This window comes from Streptomyces sp. NPDC012935, from assembly GCF_042900345.1.
Lineage (GTDB): Bacteria > Actinomycetota > Actinomycetes > Streptomycetales > Streptomycetaceae > Streptomyces.
Genome location: NZ_JBIBBC010000007.1, coordinates 410,211 through 431,089, shown reverse-complemented (window position 1 = coordinate 431,089; position 20,879 = coordinate 410,211). Strand labels below are relative to the sequence as shown.

16 protein-coding genes are annotated in these 20,879 nt (G+C 69.5%); 7 read left to right on the top strand and 9 right to left on the bottom strand.

The features are described 5' to 3' along the window. Positions 1–294: 294 nt before the first annotated feature. From ACFY5C_RS20350 to thyX, 3 genes are all read right to left on the bottom strand, one after another. The gene (locus tag ACFY5C_RS20350) at positions 295–1,980 is read right to left on the bottom strand and encodes a ribonuclease J (protein WP_389446099.1); all 1,686 of its coding nucleotides are present in this window, start codon (positions 1,978–1,980) and stop codon (positions 295–297) included. A gap of 155 nt (positions 1,981–2,135) precedes the next feature. Continuing rightward, positions 2,136–3,035: a 4-hydroxy-tetrahydrodipicolinate synthase gene (gene dapA, locus ACFY5C_RS20345; RefSeq protein WP_389446098.1), complete on the bottom strand. Its 900-nt coding sequence runs from the start codon at positions 3,033–3,035 to the stop codon at positions 2,136–2,138. A 209-nt stretch (positions 3,036–3,244) separates the two neighbouring features. Next, on the bottom strand, positions 3,245–3,985 hold the full coding sequence (thyX, locus tag ACFY5C_RS20340; protein WP_389446096.1) for an FAD-dependent thymidylate synthase: 741 nt from the start codon (positions 3,983–3,985) through the stop codon (positions 3,245–3,247). Positions 3,986–4,160: 175 nt separating this feature from the next. Between thyX and ACFY5C_RS20335 the strand changes: the two genes are divergently transcribed. Further along, positions 4,161–4,397 (top strand): hypothetical protein, encoded by a 237-nt coding sequence (locus ACFY5C_RS20335; RefSeq protein ID WP_383607273.1) that lies wholly within the window; start codon positions 4,161–4,163, stop codon positions 4,395–4,397. Between the two features lie 90 nt (positions 4,398–4,487). Next, positions 4,488–5,042 carry a PH domain-containing protein gene (locus ACFY5C_RS20330; protein ID WP_389446094.1) on the top strand — a complete coding sequence of 185 codons (555 nt, stop codon included), beginning with the start codon at positions 4,488–4,490 and terminating at the stop codon, positions 5,040–5,042. 83 nt (positions 5,043–5,125) lie between these two features. On the opposite strand, the gene ACFY5C_RS20325 is transcribed toward ACFY5C_RS20330, so the two are convergent. From ACFY5C_RS20325 to eccD, 6 genes are all read right to left on the bottom strand, one after another. Next, on the bottom strand, positions 5,126–5,578 hold the full coding sequence (locus ACFY5C_RS20325) for a hypothetical protein (protein WP_389446092.1): 453 nt from the start codon (positions 5,576–5,578) through the stop codon (positions 5,126–5,128). Between the two features lie 9 nt (positions 5,579–5,587). Further along, positions 5,588–6,340, bottom strand: coding sequence for a 4-hydroxy-tetrahydrodipicolinate reductase (gene dapB / locus ACFY5C_RS20320; protein WP_389446090.1), 753 nt, complete (start codon positions 6,338–6,340; stop codon positions 5,588–5,590). Between the two features lie 67 nt (positions 6,341–6,407). After that, positions 6,408–7,787, bottom strand: coding sequence for a M16 family metallopeptidase (locus ACFY5C_RS20315; protein WP_389446089.1), 1,380 nt, complete (start codon positions 7,785–7,787; stop codon positions 6,408–6,410). Next, positions 7,784–10,006 carry a polyribonucleotide nucleotidyltransferase gene (locus ACFY5C_RS20310; protein WP_389446087.1) on the bottom strand — a complete coding sequence of 741 codons (2,223 nt, stop codon included), beginning with the start codon at positions 10,004–10,006 and terminating at the stop codon, positions 7,784–7,786. The genes ACFY5C_RS20315 and ACFY5C_RS20310 overlap by 4 nt, the downstream gene beginning before the upstream one ends. A 289-nt stretch (positions 10,007–10,295) precedes the next feature. Beyond that, positions 10,296–10,583, bottom strand: coding sequence for a 30S ribosomal protein S15 (gene rpsO / locus ACFY5C_RS20305; protein WP_147994107.1), 288 nt, complete (start codon positions 10,581–10,583; stop codon positions 10,296–10,298). Positions 10,584–10,781: 198 nt separating this feature from the next. After that, the gene (gene eccD, locus ACFY5C_RS20300; protein WP_389446085.1) at positions 10,782–12,239 is read right to left on the bottom strand and encodes a type VII secretion integral membrane protein EccD; all 1,458 of its coding nucleotides are present in this window, start codon (positions 12,237–12,239) and stop codon (positions 10,782–10,784) included. 276 nt (positions 12,240–12,515) lie between these two features. Between eccD and eccCa the strand changes: the two genes are divergently transcribed. From eccCa to ACFY5C_RS20275, 5 genes are all read left to right on the top strand, one after another. After that, the gene (gene eccCa / locus ACFY5C_RS20295; protein ID WP_389446083.1) at positions 12,516–16,463 is read left to right on the top strand and encodes a type VII secretion protein EccCa; all 3,948 of its coding nucleotides are present in this window, start codon (positions 12,516–12,518) and stop codon (positions 16,461–16,463) included. Between the two features lie 154 nt (positions 16,464–16,617). Further along, a complete protein-coding gene (locus tag ACFY5C_RS20290; RefSeq protein WP_389446081.1) occupies positions 16,618–17,004 on the top strand; it encodes a hypothetical protein in 387 nt (128 codons plus the stop codon). A gap of 84 nt (positions 17,005–17,088) precedes the next feature. Further along, positions 17,089–17,406, top strand: coding sequence for a DUF397 domain-containing protein (locus ACFY5C_RS20285; RefSeq protein WP_389446079.1), 318 nt, complete (start codon positions 17,089–17,091; stop codon positions 17,404–17,406). Positions 17,407–17,529: 123 nt separating this feature from the next. Then, positions 17,530–19,494 carry an ATP-binding protein gene (locus ACFY5C_RS20280; RefSeq protein WP_389446078.1) on the top strand — a complete coding sequence of 655 codons (1,965 nt, stop codon included), beginning with the start codon at positions 17,530–17,532 and terminating at the stop codon, positions 19,492–19,494. Between the two features lie 34 nt (positions 19,495–19,528). After that, positions 19,529–20,860, top strand: a complete 1,332-nt coding sequence (locus ACFY5C_RS20275) for an SUKH-4 family immunity protein (protein ID WP_389446076.1) — start codon at positions 19,529–19,531, stop codon at positions 20,858–20,860. The last annotated feature ends 19 nt before the right edge of the window (positions 20,861–20,879 follow it).

Here is a 20,879-nt window from a genome sequence, read left to right as displayed (position 1 = left end):
CTTTCCTCCGGGCGCTTCCCTTCGGTCTTGCGTTTCCGACTCTATCAGATCCTTTTCTCGATCCGATTTCCTCGGTGCTTTCCAGGTTCCCGCTCCCGCGTTTCCCTTTCCGGCGACTCCGACTTTATCAGAGATTCTGAGTCGGAATTCCCGCCCCCTCCGGGGACTGGTTCCGGCTCACGAGGTGGCCGGGTTCCCGTTCGGGCGGAGCCGTAAACGTACTGGAGCGGGGCGCCTCGATGCAAATCGAGGCGCCCCGCTCCGGGTTCGCACGGTGCAGCGTCCGACGGGCCGTCAGACCTCCACGACGACAGGCAGGATCATCGGCCTGCGGCGGTAGGTGTCCGAGACCCACTTGCCCAGCGTGCGGCGCACAAGCTGCTGCAGCTGGTGGGGTTCGACCACTCCGTCCTGGGCCGAGCGCTCCAGCGTCTCCGTGATCTTCGGGATGACATCGCCGAAGGCAGAGTCCTCGATACCGGAGCCGCGGGCCTGGATGTGCGGGCCTCCCGTGATCTTGCCGGTGGAGGAGTCCATCACCACGAAGACGGAGATGATGCCCTCGTCTCCCAGGATCTTGCGATCCTTGAGGGCCGGCTCGCCCACGTCGCCGACCGAGAGGCCGTCCACGTACACGTACCCGGCCTGGACCTTGCCGGAGATCTTCGCCTTGCCCTCGATGAGGTCGACAACTACGCCGTCCTCGGCGATGACGATGCGGTCGTGCGGCACGCCGGTCAGGGCGCCCAGTTCGGCGTTGGCGCGCAGGTGGCGCCATTCGCCGTGCACCGGCATCAGGTTCCTCGGGCGGCAGATGTTGTAGAAGTACAACAGCTCGCCGGCGGACGCGTGGCCCGAGACGTGCACCTTGGCGTTGCCCTTGTGGACGACGTTCGCGCCCCAGCGGGTCAGGCCGTTGATGACGCGGTAGACCGCGTTCTCGTTGCCGGGGATCAGGGAGGACGCCAGGATCACCGTGTCGCCCTGGACGATCCGGATCTGGTGGTCCCGGTTGGCCATGCGGGACAGGGCCGCCATCGGTTCGCCCTGGGAACCCGTGCAGACCAGCACGACCTCGTGGTCGGGGAGGTCGTCCAGCGTCTTGATGTCCACCACGAGGCCCGGGGGGACCTTCAGGTAGCCCAGGTCCCTGGCGATGCCCATGTTGCGGACCATCGAGCGGCCGACGAAGGCGACCCGGCGGCCGTATTCGTGGGCCGCGTCCAGGATCTGCTGGATGCGGTGGATGTGGCTGGCGAAGCTCGCCACGATGATCCGCTTCCGGGCGTTCGCGAAGACCTGGCGCAGGACGTTGGAGATGTCCCGCTCGGGCGGGACGAAGCCCGGGACCTCTGCGTTCGTGGAGTCGGAGAGGAGGAGGTCGATGCCTTCCTCGCTCAGCCGGGCGAATGCGTGGAGGTCGGTCAGACGATTGTCCAGCGGGAGCTGGTCCATCTTGAAGTCGCCCGTGTGGACGACCATGCCGGCAGGCGTGCGGATGGCGACCGCAAGAGCGTCCGGGATGGAGTGGTTGACCGCGACGAACTCGCAGTCGAAGGGTCCGATGCGCTCGCGGTTCCCCTCCGCCACCTCGAGGGTGTACGGGCGGATGCGGTGCTCCTGGAGCTTGGCCTCGATGAGGGCGAGGGTCAGCTTGGAGCCGATCAGCGGGATGTCCGGCTTCTCGCGGAGCAGGAACGGGACGCCGCCGATGTGGTCCTCGTGACCGTGCGTGAGGACGATGCCCTCGATGTCGTCGAGGCGGTCCCGGATGGACGAGAAGTCCGGCAGGATCAAGTCGATTCCGGGCTGCTCCTCCTCGGGGAAGAGCACTCCGCAGTCGACGATCAGCAGGCGGCCGCCGTATTCGAAGACCGTCATGTTGCGGCCGATCTCGCCGAGGCCGCCGAGTGGGGTGACGCGCAGGCCACCCTCGGGGAGCGGCGGGGGCGAGCCGAGTTCAGGATGCGGATGACTCAAAAGACTCTCCTCACCACGCGCGCCACGTACCGGTTGGGCACGTGGCGCGCGTGACGTTCGTGCAGAAGCAGTTGTCGTTGTGGGGTGCAGGCACCGGTGGCCTGCTTATTCAGTTGTGAAGTCTGTTGTGCGCGCCCGGAGCGCGAAGTCTGGTGTTAGAGCTGTACCCCGCCTGCGGCAAGATCGATCTTGAGCTGCTCGATCTCCTCGGGTGAGCACTCGGCCATCGGTGCGCGCAGCGGGCCCGCGGGCAGGCCCTGGAGGGTGAGCGCGGCCTTGGTGGTCATGACGCCCTGGGTGCGGAACATGCCGGTGTAGACCGGGAGCAGCTTCTGGTGGATCTCCGTGGCCTTCTGGACGTCACCCGAGGTGTACGCCTCTACCAGCGCGCGCAGGTCGGGGGTGACCACATGGCCGACGACCGACACGAAGCCGACCGCGCCCACGGAGAGCAGCGGCAGGTTCAGCATGTCGTCGCCGGAGTACCAGGCGAGGCCGGAGCGCGCGATGGCCCAGCTCGCGCGGCCGAGGTCGCCCTTGGCGTCCTTGTTGGCGACGATCCGCGGGTGCTCGGCGAGGCGGACGATCGTCTCGGTGCTGATCGGGACGCCGCTGCGGCCGGGGATGTCGTAGAGCATGACCGGCAGCTCGGTGACGTCGGCGATGGCCGTGAAGTGGCGGTACAGGCCCTCCTGCGGGGGCTTGTTGTAGTAGGGCGTGACGACCAGGAGGCCGTGTGCGCCCGCCTTCTCCGCCGCTCGGGCAAGTTCGAGGCTGTGGCGGGTGTCGTTGGTGCCGACGCCGGCCACGACGTGGGCTCGGTCGCCGACGGCCTCCAGTACCGCTCGTACCAGGTCCGTTTTCTCCGCGTTGCTGGTGGTGGGCGACTCGCCGGTGGTGCCGTTGATGATCAGGCCGTCGTTGCCTGCGTCCACCAGGTGCGTGGCGAGCCGCTGCGCGCCGTCGAGATCAAGTGCGCCGTCCGCCGTGAAGGGCGTGATCATGGCGGTGAGGACCCGCCCGAAGGGGGTCTGCGGAGTGGAGGTCGGAGCCATGGGTTACACGCTACTCGTTGCGCTCGGCCTGGTCTGCCCTAGGGGGGTGCGGGAAAGTCAGGACAAATAAGGAACCCGGCACTGCCTGCTCGGGGGTTCAAGCAGTGCCGGGTCCGTTTGATCAGGCTAGATGAACTTCCACAAATGCCGCAATACGGACACTTCATGCGGCTGGGCCGTGCGGCCGTGCCCGGTCCGGGGAAGCGGCGTTACGGTGCCACGCGGCCGTTGGCGTTGAAGGCCGCGTGAGTGAGCGGCATGAGCTCGGCCCACGCCTCCTCCATCTTCTCGCCGACCATTTCGATCTCCCGCTGCGGGAAGGACGGGACCTTGGCCAGCTCGTGCTGGGTGCGCAGGCCGAGGAAGTGCATCAGGGAGCGGGCGTTGCAGGTGGCGTACATCGAGGAGAACAGGCCGACCGGGAGGACCGCGCGGGCGACCTCGCGGGCGACGCCCTGCGCGAGCATCTCCTGGTAGGTCCGGTACGCCTCGCGGTACGACCCCTCCATCGCGTGCTGCACGAAGTCGTGCTGCTCCGGGGTGCCCTCGACGAAGACGTACTTGCCCGGGCGGCCCTGCTGCACGAGCTTGCGCGAGTTGTCCGGCACGTAGAACACCGGCTGCAGCTCCCGGTACCGGCCGGACTCCTCGTTGTACGACCACCCGACGCGGTGCCGCATGAACTCGCGGAAGACGAAGATCGGGGCGCTGACGAAGAACGTCATGGAGTTGTGCTCGAACGGGCTGCCGTGCCGGTCCCGCATGAGGTAGTTGATCAGGCCCTTGGAACGCTCCGGGTCCTTGTTCAACTCATCCAGGGACTGCTCCCCGACGGTCGACACCCGGGCCGCGAACAGCACGTCGGAGTCGGCCGCGCTGTGTTTGACCAGTTCGACGGTGACATCGCTGCGCAGTTCGATCTTGAAATCGTCGTCGGGGGTGGGGGTCACGGTTCGGAGGGTCCTTCCCATCTCGTCTCTTGGCGACGCCACTCTACGTCCCACCAAACGGGACGTTCGCCGTCGTGACCGAAGGAAGTCGGTGAAACCGGGCACCTTTTGGGGCACTCGCTCGTCTGTGTTGATGAAAGTGATTCGTTCGATCCCGAAGGGGGACGCACCCTCCATGTTCCGTCGGCGTGAGCCCGTTCCGTTCGCCTTTCTCGCCGAGGCCGACAGGTTCCGCAGCAATGTCACTCCCCCACCCCGTGAGCGGGCGTCCGTCGGCCAGATGGCCGGGCGATGGCTGCTGGGGCTCACCATCGTCGCCGGGCTCGCCGGTTCGCTGGTGGTGGGCACACCCGCGCTGTCCACCGACACCGGGGCGCAGACTCAGCAGTCCCAGGCCTCCCAGGGGCGCTGACTCCATCGGACCCCCAAGGGTGGTGAGTGGGGACACAGGTCGATAGCCTCACCGGGCACAGCCCATGCATGGAACGAGTGAGGACCAGCCGTGCCCCTGCCCTTCCTGACGGCCGACCGCGCATTCGAGACAGCCGACGACGTTGCGCTGCCCTTCGACGACCTCGACCGCTGGCGGCGTCCCTACCGGCCCGGGCCGTGGCGCGTGGGTGTGGCCGCGCTGTGGCTGCTGCTCGCCTCGTACGTGTTGTTCGCCGCGGTCATCATCGCCCTGACGGGCACGGTGACCGGAGCCACGGTCGTCTTCGGCATCGCGCTGGCTGTCATCGCGGGTGCCCTGAGGCTGCTGCGCATGGGTGTGTGGGTGAGCGCGAGCGGGCTGCGCCAGGTGAGGTTCTTCGCCACCCGTACGGTGCCCTGGCAGCAGGTCGTCGCCGTACGGACAGTGCAGCAGCCGGTGCGCTGGCTGGGGCTGCCGCGCACCGTGCAGGGACAGGCCCTGATGCTCGTACGGCGCGACCGTGCGGCGGATGACATGCCGACGCTGATGACCACGCACAACGCGGACTTCATGGCCCGGGTGGCGGCGTTCGACCGGGCCACCGACGCGGTTGAGGCCTGGGCCGCGGAGAACACGCACGGCTGATCGAGCCGGGTACGCGAAGGGGCCGGTCCGCAGCGAATGCGGGCCGGCCCCTTCGGCTCACGGCTGAGCAGTCGTCGTAGGGCTCAGGCCTCGACGGTCTTGCCGTCGTGGAGGGCGATGGCGCGCTGCATCGCCTTGCGGGCGCGCGGGGTGTCGCGGGCGTCGTGGTAGGCCACGGCAAGGCGGAACCAACTGCGCCAGTCGTTGGGGGCGTCTTCCGTCTCGGCCCTGCGCCTGGCGAAGACCTCGTCGGCCGAGTCGCGGTCGATACGGCCGCTGGGAGTGCGCTTCAGTTCGTCGACGGGCAGGGCACCCTCGGCGTCGAGTTCGGCGGCAAGGGCGTTGGCCTTGCGGACGAACTGGGTGTTCTTCCACAGGAACCACAGGCCGATCACCGGCAGGATCAGCACCGCCACACCGAAGGTGACGGTGAGGACCGTGCCGGACTGGATGAGCAGCACGCCACGGCTGCCGGCCAGGACGAAGTAGACGACCAGGACGGCGGCCGTGATGACGTAGGAGATCTTCGCGCGCATCTGCGAGCCTCAGCCCAGGTCCAGGAAGTGCTCCAGGCCGAAGGTGAGGCCCGGAGTGGTCACCACGCGCCGGGCACCGAGCAGGATGCCCGGCATGAAGCTGCTGTGGTGGAGGGAGTCGTGGCGGACGGTCAGGGTCTCGCCCTCGCCGCCGAGCAGGACCTCCTGGTGGGCCAGCAGGCCGCGCAGGCGGACCGAGTGGACCGGGATCCCGTCGACGCTGGCACCTCGGGCGCCGTCGAGGGCCGTCTCCGTGGCATCCGGCGCGGGGGCCGTGCCGGCGGCGCGGCGGGCCTCGGCGATGAGCTGGGCCGTGCGCGTGGCCGTGCCGCTCGGGGCGTCGACCTTCTTGGGGTGGTGCAGCTCGACGACCTCGACCGACTCGAAGTAGGGAGCGGCGATCTGCGCGAACTTCATCGTCAGGACGGCACCGATGGAGAAGTTCGGCGCGATGAGCACGCCGGTCTGAGGGGACTCGGCCAGCCAGGCCTTCAGCTGCGCGAGGCGCTCGTCGGTCCAGCCCGTCGTACCCACGACAGCGTGGATCCCGTGCCGTACGCAGTAGTCGAGGTTGTCCATCACCGAGTCCGGCGTGGTCAGTTCGACGGCGACCTGGGCGCCGGTCTCCGCCAGGGCCTCCAGCTTGTCGCCCCGGCTCAGGGCGGCGACCAGCTCCATGTCCTCGGCGGCCTCGACCGCCCGGACCGCCTCGGAGCCGATGCGGCCCTTGGCACCGAGGACCGCCACGCGCAGCTTGCTCATCTCTCTTGCTTCCTTACGTCGGATGTTCCGCAGGATGTTCCGCGTCGGATGTTCCGTGGGCGGACGGTCAGGCGACGGCGTCGTTCAGCCGGGCCGCCTGTTTGTCCTTCAGCGGGCCGATGACCGACAGCGAGGGCCGCTGTCCGAGGACCTCGCGGGCGACCGCGCGGACGTCGTCCGGGGTCACGGCCGCTATCCGGGACAGCATGTCGTCGACGGACATCTGCTCGCCCCAGCACAGCTCGCTCTTGCCGATGCGGTTCATCAGCGCACCGGTGTCCTCCAGGCCGAGGACGGTGGAGCCGCGGAGCTGGCCGATGGCGCGGTCGATCTCGTCGTCGGACAGCCCGTGTTCGGCGACCTGGTCGAGTTCGTCGCGGCAGATCTTCAGCACGTCGTGGACCTGCGAGGGCCTGCAGCCCGCGTACACACCGAACAGCCCGCAGTCGGCGAAGCCCGAGGTGTACGAGTACACGCTGTACGCCAGGCCGCGCTTCTCGCGGACCTCCTGGAACAGGCGGGACGACATGCCGCCGCCGAGAGCCGTGTTGAGGACGCCCAGCGCCCAGCGGCGGTCGTCCGTGCGGGACAGGCCGGGCATGCCGAGCACGACATGGGCCTGCTCGGTCTTGCGGCCGATCAGCTCGACCCGGCCGGCGGCGCGGATGGTGCGCCGTCCGTCACGCGGCCCGATGGGCGCGGAGTCACCGTTCTTGAAGGCGCCGGCCTTCTCGAAGGCCGCGCGGACCTGCCGTACGACCTTGTTGTGGTCGATGTTGCCCGCGGCCGCCACGACCAGGTGGGTCGGGTCGTAGTGCTTCTTGTAGAAGCGGCGGATGCGGTCGGCGGTGAGGGCGTTGACCGTGTCGACCGTGCCGAGGACCGGACGGCCGAGGGGGTTGTCGCCGAACATGGTGTGCGCGAACAGGTCGTGCACGCAGTCGCCCGGGTCGTCCTCGGTCATGGCGATCTCTTCGAGGATCGCGCCCCGCTCGACGTTGACGTCCTCCTCGAGGATGAGGGAGCCCGTCAGCATGTCGCAGACGACGTCTATGGCGAGCGGCAGGTCGGCGTCGAGCACGCGCGCGTAGTAGCACGTGTACTCCTTCGCCGTGAAGGCGTTCATCTCGCCGCCGACGGCGTCGATGGCGGAGGAGATGTCCAGGGCCGACCTGCGGGTGGTGCCCTTGAAGAGCAGGTGTTCCAGGTAGTGCGTGGCGCCGTTCAGGGCCGGGGTCTCGTCGCGGGAGCCTACGTGCGCCCAGATACCGAAGGTCGCCGAGCGGACCGAGGGCAGGGTCTCGGTGACGATGCGCAGGCCGCCCGGGAGGGTGGTCTTGCGGACCGTGCCGATGCCGTTGGCGCCCTTGATGAGGGTTTGGGTACGGGCGACGGCCCGCGCCTCCGAAGAGGTGCGGGCCGTCGCCGTGGAGCTACTCGACGTCACTGGTCGGTGTCGTCCTTCTTGTCCTCGTCGGAGCCTTCTTCGCCCTCGATGACCGGGACGAGCGACAGCTTGCCGCGGGAGTCGATCTCGGCGATCTCGACCTGGACCTTGGCGCCCACGCCGAGCACGTCCTCGACGTTCTCCACGCGCTTGCCGCCGGCCAGCTTGCGGATCTGCGAGATGTGCAGCAGTCCGTCCTTGCCGGGCAGGAGCGAGACGAACGCGCCGAAGGTGGTCGTCTTCACGACCGTGCCCAGGTAGCGCTCGCCGACCTCGGGCATCGTCGGGTTGGCGATGCCGTTGATCGTGGTGCGGGCGGCCTCGGCGGAGGGTCCGTCGACGGCACCGATGTAGATCGTGCCGTCGTCCTCGATCGTGATGTCGGCGCCGGTGTCCTCCTGGATCTGGTTGATCATCTTGCCCTTGGGGCCGATGACCTCACCGATCTTGTCGACCGGGATCTTCACGGTGATGATCCGCGGCGCGTTCGGGGACATCTCGTCCGGCGTGTCGATCGCTTCCATCATCACGTCGAGGATGTGGAGGCGGGCGTCACGGGCCTGCTTCAGGGCGGCGGCCAGGACGGAGGCCGGGATGCCGTCCAGCTTGGTGTCGAGCTGGAGGGCGGTCACGAACTCCTTCGTGCCTGCGACCTTGAAGTCCATGTCGCCGAAGGCGTCCTCCGCACCGAGGATGTCGGTGAGGGTGACGTAGTGCGTCTCGCCCTCGATCTCCTGGGAGATCAGGCCCATGGCGATACCGGCGACGGGGGCCTTCAGCGGCACACCGGCGTTCAGCAGCGACATGGTGGACGCGCAGACCGAGCCCATGGACGTCGAGCCGTTCGAGCTCAGCGCCTCGGAGACCTGGCGGATCGCGTACGGGAACTCCTCGCGCGTCGGCAGCACCGGCACGAGGGCGCGCTCGGCGAGGGCGCCGTGGCCGATCTCGCGGCGCTTCGGGGAGCCGACGCGGCCGGTCTCACCGGTGGAGTACGGCGGGAAGTTGTAGTTGTGCATGTAGCGCTTGCGCGTCACCGGCGACAGCGTGTCCAGCTGCTGCTCCATGCGGAGCATGTTCAGCGTGGTGACGCCCAGGATCTGGGTCTCGCCACGCTCGAACACCGCGGAGCCGTGCACGCGCGGGATGGCCTCGACCTCGGCGGCGAGCGTACGGATGTCCGTCACGCCACGGCCGTCGATGCGCTTCTTCTCCTTGATCACGCGCTCGCGGACGAGCTGCTTGGTCAGGGAGCGGTACGCGGCGGAGATCTCCTTCTCGCGGCCCTCGAACTCCGGCAGGAGCTTCTCGGCGGCGAGCGCCTTGACGCGGTCCAGCTCGGACTCGCGCTCCTGCTTGCCGGCGATGGTCAGCGCGGAGGCGAGCTCCGGCTTGACGGCGGCGGTGAGCGCCTCCAGGACGTCGTCCTGGTAGTCGAGGAAGATCGGGAACTCGCCGGTCGGCTTGGCGGCCTTCGCGGCGAGGTCGGCCTGGGCCTTGCAGAGCACCTTGATGAAGGGCTTCGCGGCGTCCAGACCGGCGGCGACGACCTCCTCGGTCGGGGCCTCGGCGCCACCCTGGACCAGCTTGATGGTCCCCTCGGTGGCCTCGGCCTCGACCATCATGATCGCGACGTCGCCGTCCTCCAGGGTGCGGCCCGCGACGACCATGTCGAAGACGGCGTCCTCGAGCTCGCTGTGCGTCGGGAAGGCAACCCACTGGCCGCGGATCAGCGCGACGCGGACGCCGCCGATCGGGCCGGAGAAGGGCAGGCCGGCCAGCTGCGTGGACGCGGACGCGGCGTTGATCGCCACGACGTCGTACAGGTGGTCGGGGTTGAGCGCCATGATCGTGGCGACGACCTGGATCTCGTTGCGAAGGCCCTTCTTGAAGGACGGGCGCAGCGGGCGGTCGATGAGGCGGCAGGTGAGGATGGCGTCCTCGGAGGGACGGCCCTCACGGCGGAAGAAGCTGCCGGGGATCTTGCCGGCGGCGTACATCCGCTCCTCGACGTCCACCGTCAGGGGGAAGAAGTCGAGCTGGTCCTTGGGGTTCTTGGAGGCGGTGGTGGCCGACAGCACCATGGTGTCGTCGTCCAGGTACGCCACGGCGGAACCGGCGGCCTGCTTGGCCAGGCGGCCCGTCTCGAAGCGGATGGTGCGGGTGCCGAAGGAGCCGTTGTCGATGACGGCCTCGGCGTAGTGGGTCTCGTTCTCCACTAGCGTTTTCTCCGTTACTTTTCGTCTGCGTTGCGTCTTTTGTCCCATCCGCCCGTGTGGCGGGGGGACATGCGCGGAGAAGCGCTCCATCTAGTGCGGGCCGGTCTTCGATCGAAGCACCCGGGGTTCGCATTGCCCGGGGGCCACTACCGAGGACCGGCGGCGGCGAGGCGCACTTCTCCTCGTGGTGTTGCGTTGTGCTACCACACTACAAAGGGGCGGTGACACTCCGCACGTACAGCAAAGGGAGCGGCCCCCTAAGAGTGGGAACCGCTCCCTTCACGGCGTCTTACTTGGCGCCCGCCGCACCGCGGCGGATGCCGAGGCGGTCGACCAGCGCACGGAAGCGCTGGATGTCCTTCTTCGCCAGGTACTGGAGAAGGCGGCGGCGCTGACCGACGAGGATCAGCAGGCCACGACGGGAGTGGTGGTCGTGCTTGTGGGTCTTGAGGTGCTCGGTCAGGTCCGAGATGCGACGCGAGAGCATGGCGACCTGGACCTCGGGGGAGCCGGTGTCGCCCTCCTTGGTACCGAACTCGGCGATGATCTGCTTCTTCGTGGCGGTGTCGAGCGACACGTGCACTCCTCGTAGTCTCTGATTGCCACCGAGTGCCCCTGGTCCACTTCTCAGGGGAGCTTCCGTTACTCGGGAGGCGGGGATCCGCTGGGCGCGTCCTCCAGGTGGACCCGGAGGCGCGTACACAAACGGCCGTCACACAGCGTACCAGCACTGAGGCGGGCTCTTGACAGGCGGCCCCCGGGGCCCCGGCGCCGGTCAGACGCCGCCGCGGACCTTGCCGTAGACGTCGAGGACGGCCAGGCAGATCGGGATCAGGGAGAGCAGCACCAGCGAGTCGGCGAGGTCCAGCATGCGGCCCCAGAAGGGGGAGAGCCCCTTCTGCGGCACGATCAGGGCGATCGCGATCAGCAGCAGCACACCGGCGCCGACGGAGGCGCCGAGCCACAGGGTGCGGACGTCGACCGGGCCGGAATTGCCCTGGAGCAGCTCGATGACGATGTCGGCCGGCGGCGAGATCGCGAGGCCGAGGACCAGCAGTCCGAGCGTGACGACACCCGCCACGAAGAGGCAGGTGACCTGAGCGGTGTAGCGGAACAGACGCGCCCGCAGCATCGCGGCGAGGCCGGCGCACAGGGCCAGCAGCTGGGCCCAGCCGCTGTCACTGAAGCCGAGCACCGCGCCGCCCGCGCCGATGATGACCGCGGCGCAGCCGCCGACCAGGCCGAGCAGCAGCTCGTGGCCACGGCTGGTCTGGGCGACGATGCGCTGGACGTCGACGGCCTCGAGGTCGCCCTCGTTGCCATCGCGACGGGCCCGGGCCAGGTCCTCGGGGTTGCGGAAGCCGATCGGCAGCTTGGCGAAGCGGGCGGACCAGCCGGGCAGGAAGCCGACGACCGCCAGGGCGACGACCGAGGTGCCGGCGGCGATCTCCCGCGGCTGGGCCTCGGTGAGCACACCGCAGAACACGGCCAGCGTGCCGATCGCGGAGGCGAGCGCGGCGGCCACGAACGGGGCGTCGCCCTGCGGCAGCAGCATGATCAGTACGACGGAGAACAGCAGGACGGCGACGCAGCCGACAAGGAACTGGAGCCTTCCGGGGCCCTCACCCGCGTCCTGGGGAATGACGCCGGAACCCGCGATGAGCGCGTGCGGCAACGCCGAGATGCCGAGCGCGACGGCGGAGCCGCGGTCCTCGTAGACCCGGGCCCGTACGCCGGCGAGGGCCGTCAGGGCGAGCGCCGTCACGCCGGCGAGGATGCCCTGCAGGCCGTGCATGTCGTGCCGGATCGGGTCCGCGAACCAGAAGACGAAGCCGAGCATGACCAGCAGCAGCGATCCGGCGACGAGACCGGCGAGCCGCATCAGGTTGTCGTTCCAGCTGCGCAGGTCCTGCTTGACCGCGGCGGCGATCGCGTCCACCACGTCGTCATGCACGGCCGGTGGCAGCGAGTCGGCGAAGGTCCGCAGCAGCAGCACCTCACCGTCTCTGACCCGGTGTTCGAGCAACGAACGGCTCGCGTCGAGCACTTGACCCTCGCGGGTCACAAGGTGGTAACCGGAAGGACTGGTGTCCGACTGAACCAGGCCCGAGAGCCTGATGATCTCAGGAAAGAGGTCCTGGATCGGCAGGTCCTCCGGCAGCGCGACATCTACACGGCTGTCCGGCGCTGCGATGGTGATTCGGCAGAAACCTGTCGAAGTCCCCGTGCTCACCTGGTGTTCCCCCTGCTAGACAAGGCTTCCTCGCGCCGCTCGTACGACACGGAGCGCCACCATATCCGTTGCGGTACCCGGGAAAGGACCTACCTCCCCCATTCCTCCCAGGACCTGCTCCGCATCTCCATCCGCCTCCCTCCCTCGGGCACGCGGCGCATCAGTAGGATCGCTGTCTACGCGAACGACGCCTACGCGAACGAGAACACGTCGCGGTACACGGGGGCGTCGGTGCCAGGACGTATCACGATCAATCGCGAAGGATGAGTGCATTCGGTGAGCGTCGTCATCATCAAACGACCACCGCGGATAGTGCCCCCGGCCGTCCCGGAGGGCGAGGTCAAACTCGAGACGCCTCCTGAGATCCCTCGCGAGGGCGACGAGAGCATGCTGATGAACCTGCTGCCCATGATGGGCATGGTGGGTTCGGTCGGCTTCTTCTTCATGCCGGGTCTCCCCTCGTACATGAGGGTCGTCGGCGGGCTGATGCTCGCCTCGACGCTGGCCATGGCCATCGCCCAGTTCGCCAAGTCCCGTCAGCAGGGCGGCGGCGCGGGGATGGCTCAGGACCGGCGTGACTACTTCCGCTACCTGGAGCAGGTCCGCAAGGACGTACACAAGACCGCGGATCTGCAGCGGCAGAGCCAGCTCTTCCAGCACCCCGACCCCGAGCAGCTGTGGGCGGTCGCGGCGGACGGCAAGCGGCTGTGGGAGCGGCGCCCGACGGACGCGGACTTCGCCTCCGTGCGGATCGGTCGCGGCATCCAGCAGCTGAACACCCCGCTGGTGGCGCCGGAGACGGCGCCCAAGGAGGAGCTGGAGCCGCTGACCGCGGCGGCCATGAAGGCCTTCCTCGACGCGCACGGCAGTCTGTCCGACCTGCCGGTCGCCATCTCGCTGCGTGCCTTCTACCACGTGACGATCTGCGGTGAGACGGACACGGTCTACGGCAACGCCCGCGCGTCCCTGTCCCAGCTGGCGACGCTGCACTCGCCCGAGGACCTGATGATCGCCGTGGTGGCACATCCCTCCGCGGCGGCGGACTGGGACTGGATCAAGTGGCTGCCGCACAGCCAGCACCCGAAGAGCAAGGACGGGGCGGGCTCGTCCCGGCTCCTCTTCGACGACCTCGGCGAGCTGGAGGAGGCGCTCGCGGACCAGCTGGACGACAGGCCCCGCTGGAACCGCGAGGCGACCCCGGTCTACGACCAGCCGCACCTGATCGTGGTGCTCGACGGCGGCACCGTGCCGCCCGACGCCGAACTCGCCAGCAGCGACGGCCTCCAGGGCGTCACCTTCCTGGAGATCGCCCCCGGCGAGCTGGAGGAGGATCTGCGCGCCGGTCTGACGGTCTATGTGAAGCCGGACCGGATGCGGCTGTTCGTCGGCCACGAGTCGGCGTACACGGGCAAGCCCGACCTGCTCAACCCGGCACAGGCCGAGTCCCTGTCGCGGCAGCTGGCCCCCTTCCGGGTCGGTTCCGCGGAGGAGGGCGAACCGCTGCTGTCCAACCTGGACTTCACGGACCTCATGGGCATCGGTGACGCGGGCACCGTCGACGTCTCGCGCACCTGGCGGCCCCGCACGCTGCACGAGCGGCTGCGCGTGCCGATCGGTGTCGGTGAGAACGGCGAGCCGGTCATGCTGGACCTCAAGGAGGCCTCGCAGGAGGGCATGGGCCCGCACGGCCTGTGCGTCGGCGCGACCGGCTCCGGCAAGTCCGAGGTGCTGCGTACGCTGGTGCTCGGTCTCGCAGTGACGCACTCCTCGGAGACGCTGAACTTCATCCTCGCGGACTTCAAGGGTGGCGCCACCTTCGCCGGCATGGCGGACATGCCGCACACCGCGGCCGTGATCACCAACCTCGCGGACGACCTCACCCTCGTCGACCGTATGCGCGACTCGATCATGGGTGAGACGCAGCGCCGTCAGGAGCTGCTGCGCTCGGCCGGCAACTACGCCAACCTGCACGACTACGAGAAGGCCCGGGCTGCGGGCGCCGCGCTGGAGCCGATGGCCTCGCTGGTCATCGTGCTCGACGAGTTCTCCGAACTCCTCACGGCCAAGCCGGACTTCATCGACATGTTCATCCAGATCGGCCGCATCGGCCGTTCGCTGGGTGTGCACCTGCTGCTGGCCTCGCAGCGCCTGGAAGAGGGCAAGCTGCGCGGCCTGGACACCTATCTGTCGTACCGGATCGGTCTGCGGACCTTCTCCGCCGCCGAGTCCCGTACGGCGATCGGCGTCCCGGACGCCTACCACCTGCCGTCGATTCCCGGTTCCGGTTATCTGCGCTACGACACCGACACCATGGTCCGCTTCAAGGCGGCGTACGTGTCGGGGGCGTACCACGGCGAGGGTCCGTCCCGGGTGCACCGCTCCACGCAGCTGAGGCCCGCGCTGTTCTCGGCGGAGCACGTGGCGCTGCCCCCGCAGCCGGTGATCGAGGAGCCGGAGCCCGACAACCGGGTGGACGACGCGCTCGCCGACACCGTGCTGGACGTGCTCGTCAGCCGGATGATCAACCAGGGACCGCCCGCTCACCAGGTGTGGCTGCCCCCGCTCGACGAGGCGCCCTCGCTCGAGCAGTTGCTCCCGCAGCTCGCCGTCACCCAGGACCGCGGCCTCACCGCGCCCGACTACACGGCGCTCGGCCGGCTCAACGTGCCGGTCGGCCTGGTGGACAAGCCGTTCGAGCAGCGGCGTGACGTGCTGTACCGGGACTTCTCGGGCGGTGCGGGTCACGGTCTGTTCGTCGGTGGTCCGCAGTCCGGCAAGTCGACGCTGCTGCGCTCGCTCATCTCGTCGTTCGCTCTCACCCACACGCCGTCCGAAGTGCAGTTCTACTGCCTGGACTTCGGCGGTGGCGGTCTGATCTCGATGGAGGAGCTGGCGCACGTCGGCGGGGTCGCCAACCGTCTCGACGCCGAGAAGGTGCGCCGCACGGTCAGCGAAGTCGAGGGCATCCTCAACGCGCGCGAGGAGTACTTCCGCACCAACAACGTCGACTCGATCCAGACCTACCGTCAGCGCCGGAACTCGGGCCAGCTGCCGGACCAGCTCTGGGGCGACGTCTTCCTGGTCATCGACGGCTGGGCCACCTTCAAGACCGACTACGAGATGCTCGAGGCGACCGTCACGGAGATCGCCACGCGCGGCCTCGGCTTCGGTGTGCACGTGATCCTGACGGCGAGCCGCTACACCGAGGTGCGGCCCGCGCTCAAGGACATGCTGCAGAACCGCATCGAGCTGCGGCTCGGTGACCCGACGGAGTCGGAGATCGACCGCAAGGTCGCACAGAACGTCCCCGCCACCGTGCCGGGCCGCGGTCTGACCTCGGACAAGCTGCACTTCATGGCGGGCCTGCCCCGGGTCGACGGCTCCTCGGAGACGGAGGACCTGTCGGAGGCGACATCGATCCTCGTGCGCGGCATCAACGACAACTGGCAGGGCCAGCACGCCCCGTCCGTCCGTCTGCTGCCCACGATGATGCCGGCGGACGGGCTGCCCAAGGGCTTCGAGCACCCGGAGCGCGGTGTCGCCATCGGCATCGACGAGTCGTCGCTGTCGCCGGTCTTCGTCGACTTCGAGACGGACCCGCTCTTCATCGTGTTCGGCGAGAGCGAGTCCGGCAAGTCCGCGCTGCTCCGGCTGCTCGTCAAGCAGATCACCGAGCGCTACACGCCGGACAAGGCGAAGATCGTCATGGGCGACTACCGGCGCGCCCACCTGGAGGGCGTGCCCGACTCGCACCTGTCGCGGTACTGCGCCTCGGCGCCGGCCCTGACGGAGACGCTGGAGGGCCTGGCGGGCTCGATGCACCGCCGTATGCCCGGCCCGGACGTCACGCCCGAGCAGCTGCGCAACCGCAGTTGGTACAACAGCCCGGACGCGTTCGTCATCGTCGACGACTACGACCTGGTGGCGACCGGCGTGAACCCGCTGGCCCCGCTGCTGGAGTACCTGCCGTTCGCCCGTGACATCGGCCTGCGCGTGATCATCGCGCGCGCCTCGGGCGGTGCGAGCCGGTCGCTGTACGAGCCGGTGATGCAGCGGATGCGCGAGCTCGGCGCCCAGGGCGTCGTGCTCTCCGGCGACCGGGCGGAGGGCGCGCTGCTCGGCAACATCACAGCGACGCAACTCCCGCCCGGACGTGGGCACTTCCACACGCGGCGTCGCGGTGGGCAGCTCATTCAGACGGGATGGCTGCCGAACCGGTTCTGAGAGACGGTCGGTCCAGCCGGAGGGGCGGTACCCACAGGGGTGCCGCCCCTCTCCGTTGCCCACGTGAGGGCTGGGTCTCGTACGGGTGTCCCCGTTAGAGTGGCGTTGCGACGGAAAAGACGAGCCACGGGGGGCAGTTGTGTCGTCGGACTACATGGACTCCGACCCTGAGGTCCTCAAGACCGAGGGCTTTCACATGTTCGGCGTCGGCGTGGACTTCGCCAAGGCCGTGACGGCCCTGCAGACCGGGCTGACCGCGCTCGAGAAGGGCGACACCCCGCCGTGGGGCGACGACGACATCGGCGAGAAGTTCGGCGTCGTCTACGAGGGCCTGCGCGACGGCATGTACGAGTCGATGGCCAGCCTGGCGGAGCGCATCGCCGGCATGGGCGTCGCCTTCACCAAGATGGGCGTGGCGCACGAGAAGAACGAGGCCGAACAGGACGCCATCTGGCAGCGGACGATGTCCGAATACGACGGTCAGGTGGAGGTGCCGACCGGCGTCGTGCACAGCAACCTGCGGCCTCGCCAGGACTTCTGATCCTCGACGGGCACGTGCGGGGCCGCCGACGCAAGTAGGCTGAGCCACGTACGTCGTTCGCACGTCAGGAAGAGGCCCAGCGGCATGTCCGAGGCACGCAACAACGAGGTCGGGACTCAGTCCGAGGACGTCCAGGCGCGCAAGGAGCGGGAGCGGGACGAGCTGTACGCCCTCGACATCTCGGGGGTCGAGTGGCAGTGCGCGCCGGGCACCGAGGCGCACGAGGAGCGGGTCGAGATCGCGTACCTGCCGGCGGGCGCCGTGGCCATGCGCTCGTCCCTGGATCCCGGGACCGTGCTGCGGTACACCGAGGCGGAGTGGCGGGCGTTCGTACTGGGGGCGCGGGACGGGGAGTTCGATCTGGAGGCCGCGCCGCGCAGTGGCGGGGTGACGGCGGAGTAGGTCGGCTCCGGGGGCAGGCCGCCGAGGTTCGCACTGGAGGAGTGACCCGACCGCGGGACCGGCTCGGCGCCTAAGATCAAGGTCCTACGAAAATGCGTCCGCGATGACGGAGGACGGGGACCGATGACCGGCTCGACCGAGGACTACGCACCGCACCCCCACATAGGCGGCCGGACCGCCGCGCTGCGCGCGCTCGCCGCTTGGCGGGAGGCCGCCCCCGGCGCTCCGCGCGTCGTCGTGGTCACCGGCGGTTCCGGCAGCGGACGTTCGCGGCTGCTCACCGGGTTTCTGATGCTGTGCGAGCCGGAGTACCGCAAGCAGCTGCCACTGGACGAGATGGACCCGTCGACGGTGCCGCCGGACCTGCCGGCCCCGGCCGTACCCGCCCCCGAAGGGCTGACCGCCGCCCAGGTCCTGTGGCTGCTCGCCGACCACTACGAGCTGAACGCCACCGGCGTCGAGGGCGTGTACGCCGAGCTGGCCGCTCTCGACGAGCCGGTGACCGTCGTCGTACCCGACGTCGACCGTGCCGGTCCGGTGCGGACGGCGGGCGAACCCGCACGGCTGGTACGCGAGGTGCTCTCCCCCCTGGCCGCCACGGAGACGGTCCGGCTGCTGGCCGAGGTGCCGCGTCCGCTGGCCGCCGAACTGGCCGGGGGTCTGCCGTCCGGCACCGTGCAGATCATCGATCTCGACGAGCCGGAGTGGGCCGACCCCGAGGGCCTGCTGCGGCACGCACACGCGGCGCTGAGCCCGGAGTTCGGGGCACCCGAGCTTCCGTTCACCGTGGATCCCGCCGCCCGGCTCGCCCTGGGAGCAGCCATCGGCCGCCGGGCCGGGACCAGTCCTCTGGTCGTCCAACTCGCCGTCAACTGCATTCTGATGGCTCCGGAGGGCTTCGACCCGGCCGACGAGAGGTTCCTGCCGACGTCTGTCGGTGAGGCCCTGGACCTGCACGCCAGGCGGCTCGGCACCGACTCGCAGACGCTGCGGCTCATGCTGACCCCGCTCGCCCTTGCGGAGGGTGACGGCATACCGGTCCAGCTGTGGGCACGGCTGGCGAGCGCGGTCGCCGGGCAGGACATGAGCCAGGTCATCGCGGGCGGGATGCTGCTGGCCGGGCCGTTCGTGCAGCCCGACGAACAGGACGCGGACGCGGACGCGGACGCGGCGGAGAACGAGCAGGCGGACGGCGGGCGTACGTTGCTACGGCTGCTGCACCCGGCCATCGGCGACGAGATCCGCGCCGGCCTGCCGAGCGTGCGCGCCGCCCAGACACAGGTCGCGATGGCCCTGCTGGAGGCCGTGCCCGAGCAGGACTGGAGCAAGGCCGACCCCTACGTGCGCGACAACATCGCGAGCCACACGCTGGAAGCGGGGCTGCTGCCCCAACTCCTCACCGACCCGGCGCTGTTCGTGCACGCCGATCCGGTGCCGTTGCGCGCCGCCATCGAGGCGGTACCGACCGAGGAGCTGGGCGCCCCCGCCCGTACGTACCTGCGTACGGCGCCCCTGCTGACCCGTACCGAGGCGCCCGTCACGCTGCGTGCCGCCCTGCTGGAGACCGCGTTCGTCGAGGACGGCCTGACCGAGTACGCCGAGGCGATACACCAGCGGCTCGGGCTCGAACTGCCGTGGCAGACCCTGTGGAGCCTGCCCGTGTCCGGGGTGAGCGCCGTGACCGTCGGCAGGCTGCCTCGCCCCGACGGGTCTGCCGCCCCGGTCGCCGTACTGGTCGTACCCGCGGGCACACCTGGTGCGCGTGGGATCGGTGCCCCTGGCGACGAGTCCGGTTCCGCGCTCCTCGTCCATGGCCTCGTACGGCCTGATCTCCTGGGTGACGTCGACCCCGAGCAGATCCTTCGCCCGTCGGAGGAGGAACGTGCCGCCGCCCCGTTGGGTCTGAGTCGCGGCGCCGACTACCTGCGGGTCTGGAACCGGGCGGATCAGGAGGTCGTTGCGGCGCTGATCTCCGACACGCCCTTCTCCTCGGCCGACCTGTCCCCCGACGGCATCCTCCTCCTCGCCACCGGGCGCGGGGCGAAGGCCCTGCGTATCCGCGCGGCGAGCGCGGAGATAGCCTCGTAGGCACTGACGACCCATGACTTCGAAGGAGCTCCCCGTGACCAGCCAGGAGCAGGCGCTCGCCATCGCCGACCGTTGGCTCAATCCGGAAGGCTCCGATGAGCCGCGCCGCGAGGTCCGGATGCAGGAGTTCGACCTGGGCTGGGTCGTGTGGGCGGCGCCTGCGGAGCCCGAGCGTGACCCGGAGACCGGGGAGCGGCGGCCGCCAGCCGACATCGGCAACGCGTGCGGGGTCGTGGACCGTCGTACCGGCGAACTGACGATCTGGCCGTCGGTGCCGGTCGACGAGGTCGTGCAGATGTACCGGCAGAAGCACGGCGGCGCGGGACAGGGCACGGGCACGTCCGAAGGCGGCGCCCGTCCGGTCACCGGTCCCGGCAACACCGCTGTCTTCACGTACACGGACCCGGCGAACGGCGAGGAGACCACCCTCTTCCGCACCTCCGCCCCGGGGCTTCCTCCCGCCGAGTACCAGGCGTGGGGCGAGCTGCGGCGGATGAACGTGCCCGCCGAGAACGTCCTGGCCATCCACACCGACTTGCGTCCCAGCCTGCTCCCCGGCGGCTACACGGCCGAACTCCTCAACTCCTTCCGCAACGCTCAGTTGTCCTGTTCACAGACCTACGGGGCGCGTCCCGAGGCGCGTGCGGAGGGCATCGCGGCGTTGATCGAGCAGGTCGAGACGATGCATGGGATCGCCGGCCAGCAGCCGCCGCCCCGCCCGCACCGCGTGCCGGTTCCCGCGCAGGTGACGCCCGCTGAGCCGATGCGTGACGTGGCTCTGGGCCGCCATCTCGTCGAGGTCTTCGGCGAGGGCGGTGTCCGTCGCTTCGACGCCGACGACATCACCGGCAGCGCGCTGCCGGAGGCGTCTGGTGCGACGCTCACCTGGGCGGGCCTGCCGGCAGACCTCCCGCTGTTCTTCACCGCCGACCGCGCCGACGCCCCTCCGGCCGGCGGCCTGTTCACGGACGTCGCCACGAATCTGCGTGAGCGGCGCAGCCCGGCCGGCGAGGAGAAGATCGGTGCCCTGGCGCACCTGGTCCGGATCGGCTTCGACGGAGTCGCAGTCATCGCCGTGCAGGTTCTGCCCGGCTCGGGACAGCCGGACGGCCTCGGCGCGCTCTGGGCGGTGGATCCGGTCACTGCCGAGGCCCGCTACGTGAACGTGTCGGTCGCCGCCTTCGCCCGTTCCCTGGCGCTGCTCGCCGACGCTCGACAGCGGCTGCAGGGGTTGGACCCGGTCGCGGCCGGTGCGGAAGTGGCGACGCTGCAGGAGCAGTTGGCCGCCGTCGACGCGTCCGCGCTGGGGAACGCGGAGACCTGGTGGTCGCTGATCGTCGAGCAGATGTGGCACGGGTTGTTCTGACCGGAACAGCCCAGGCGAC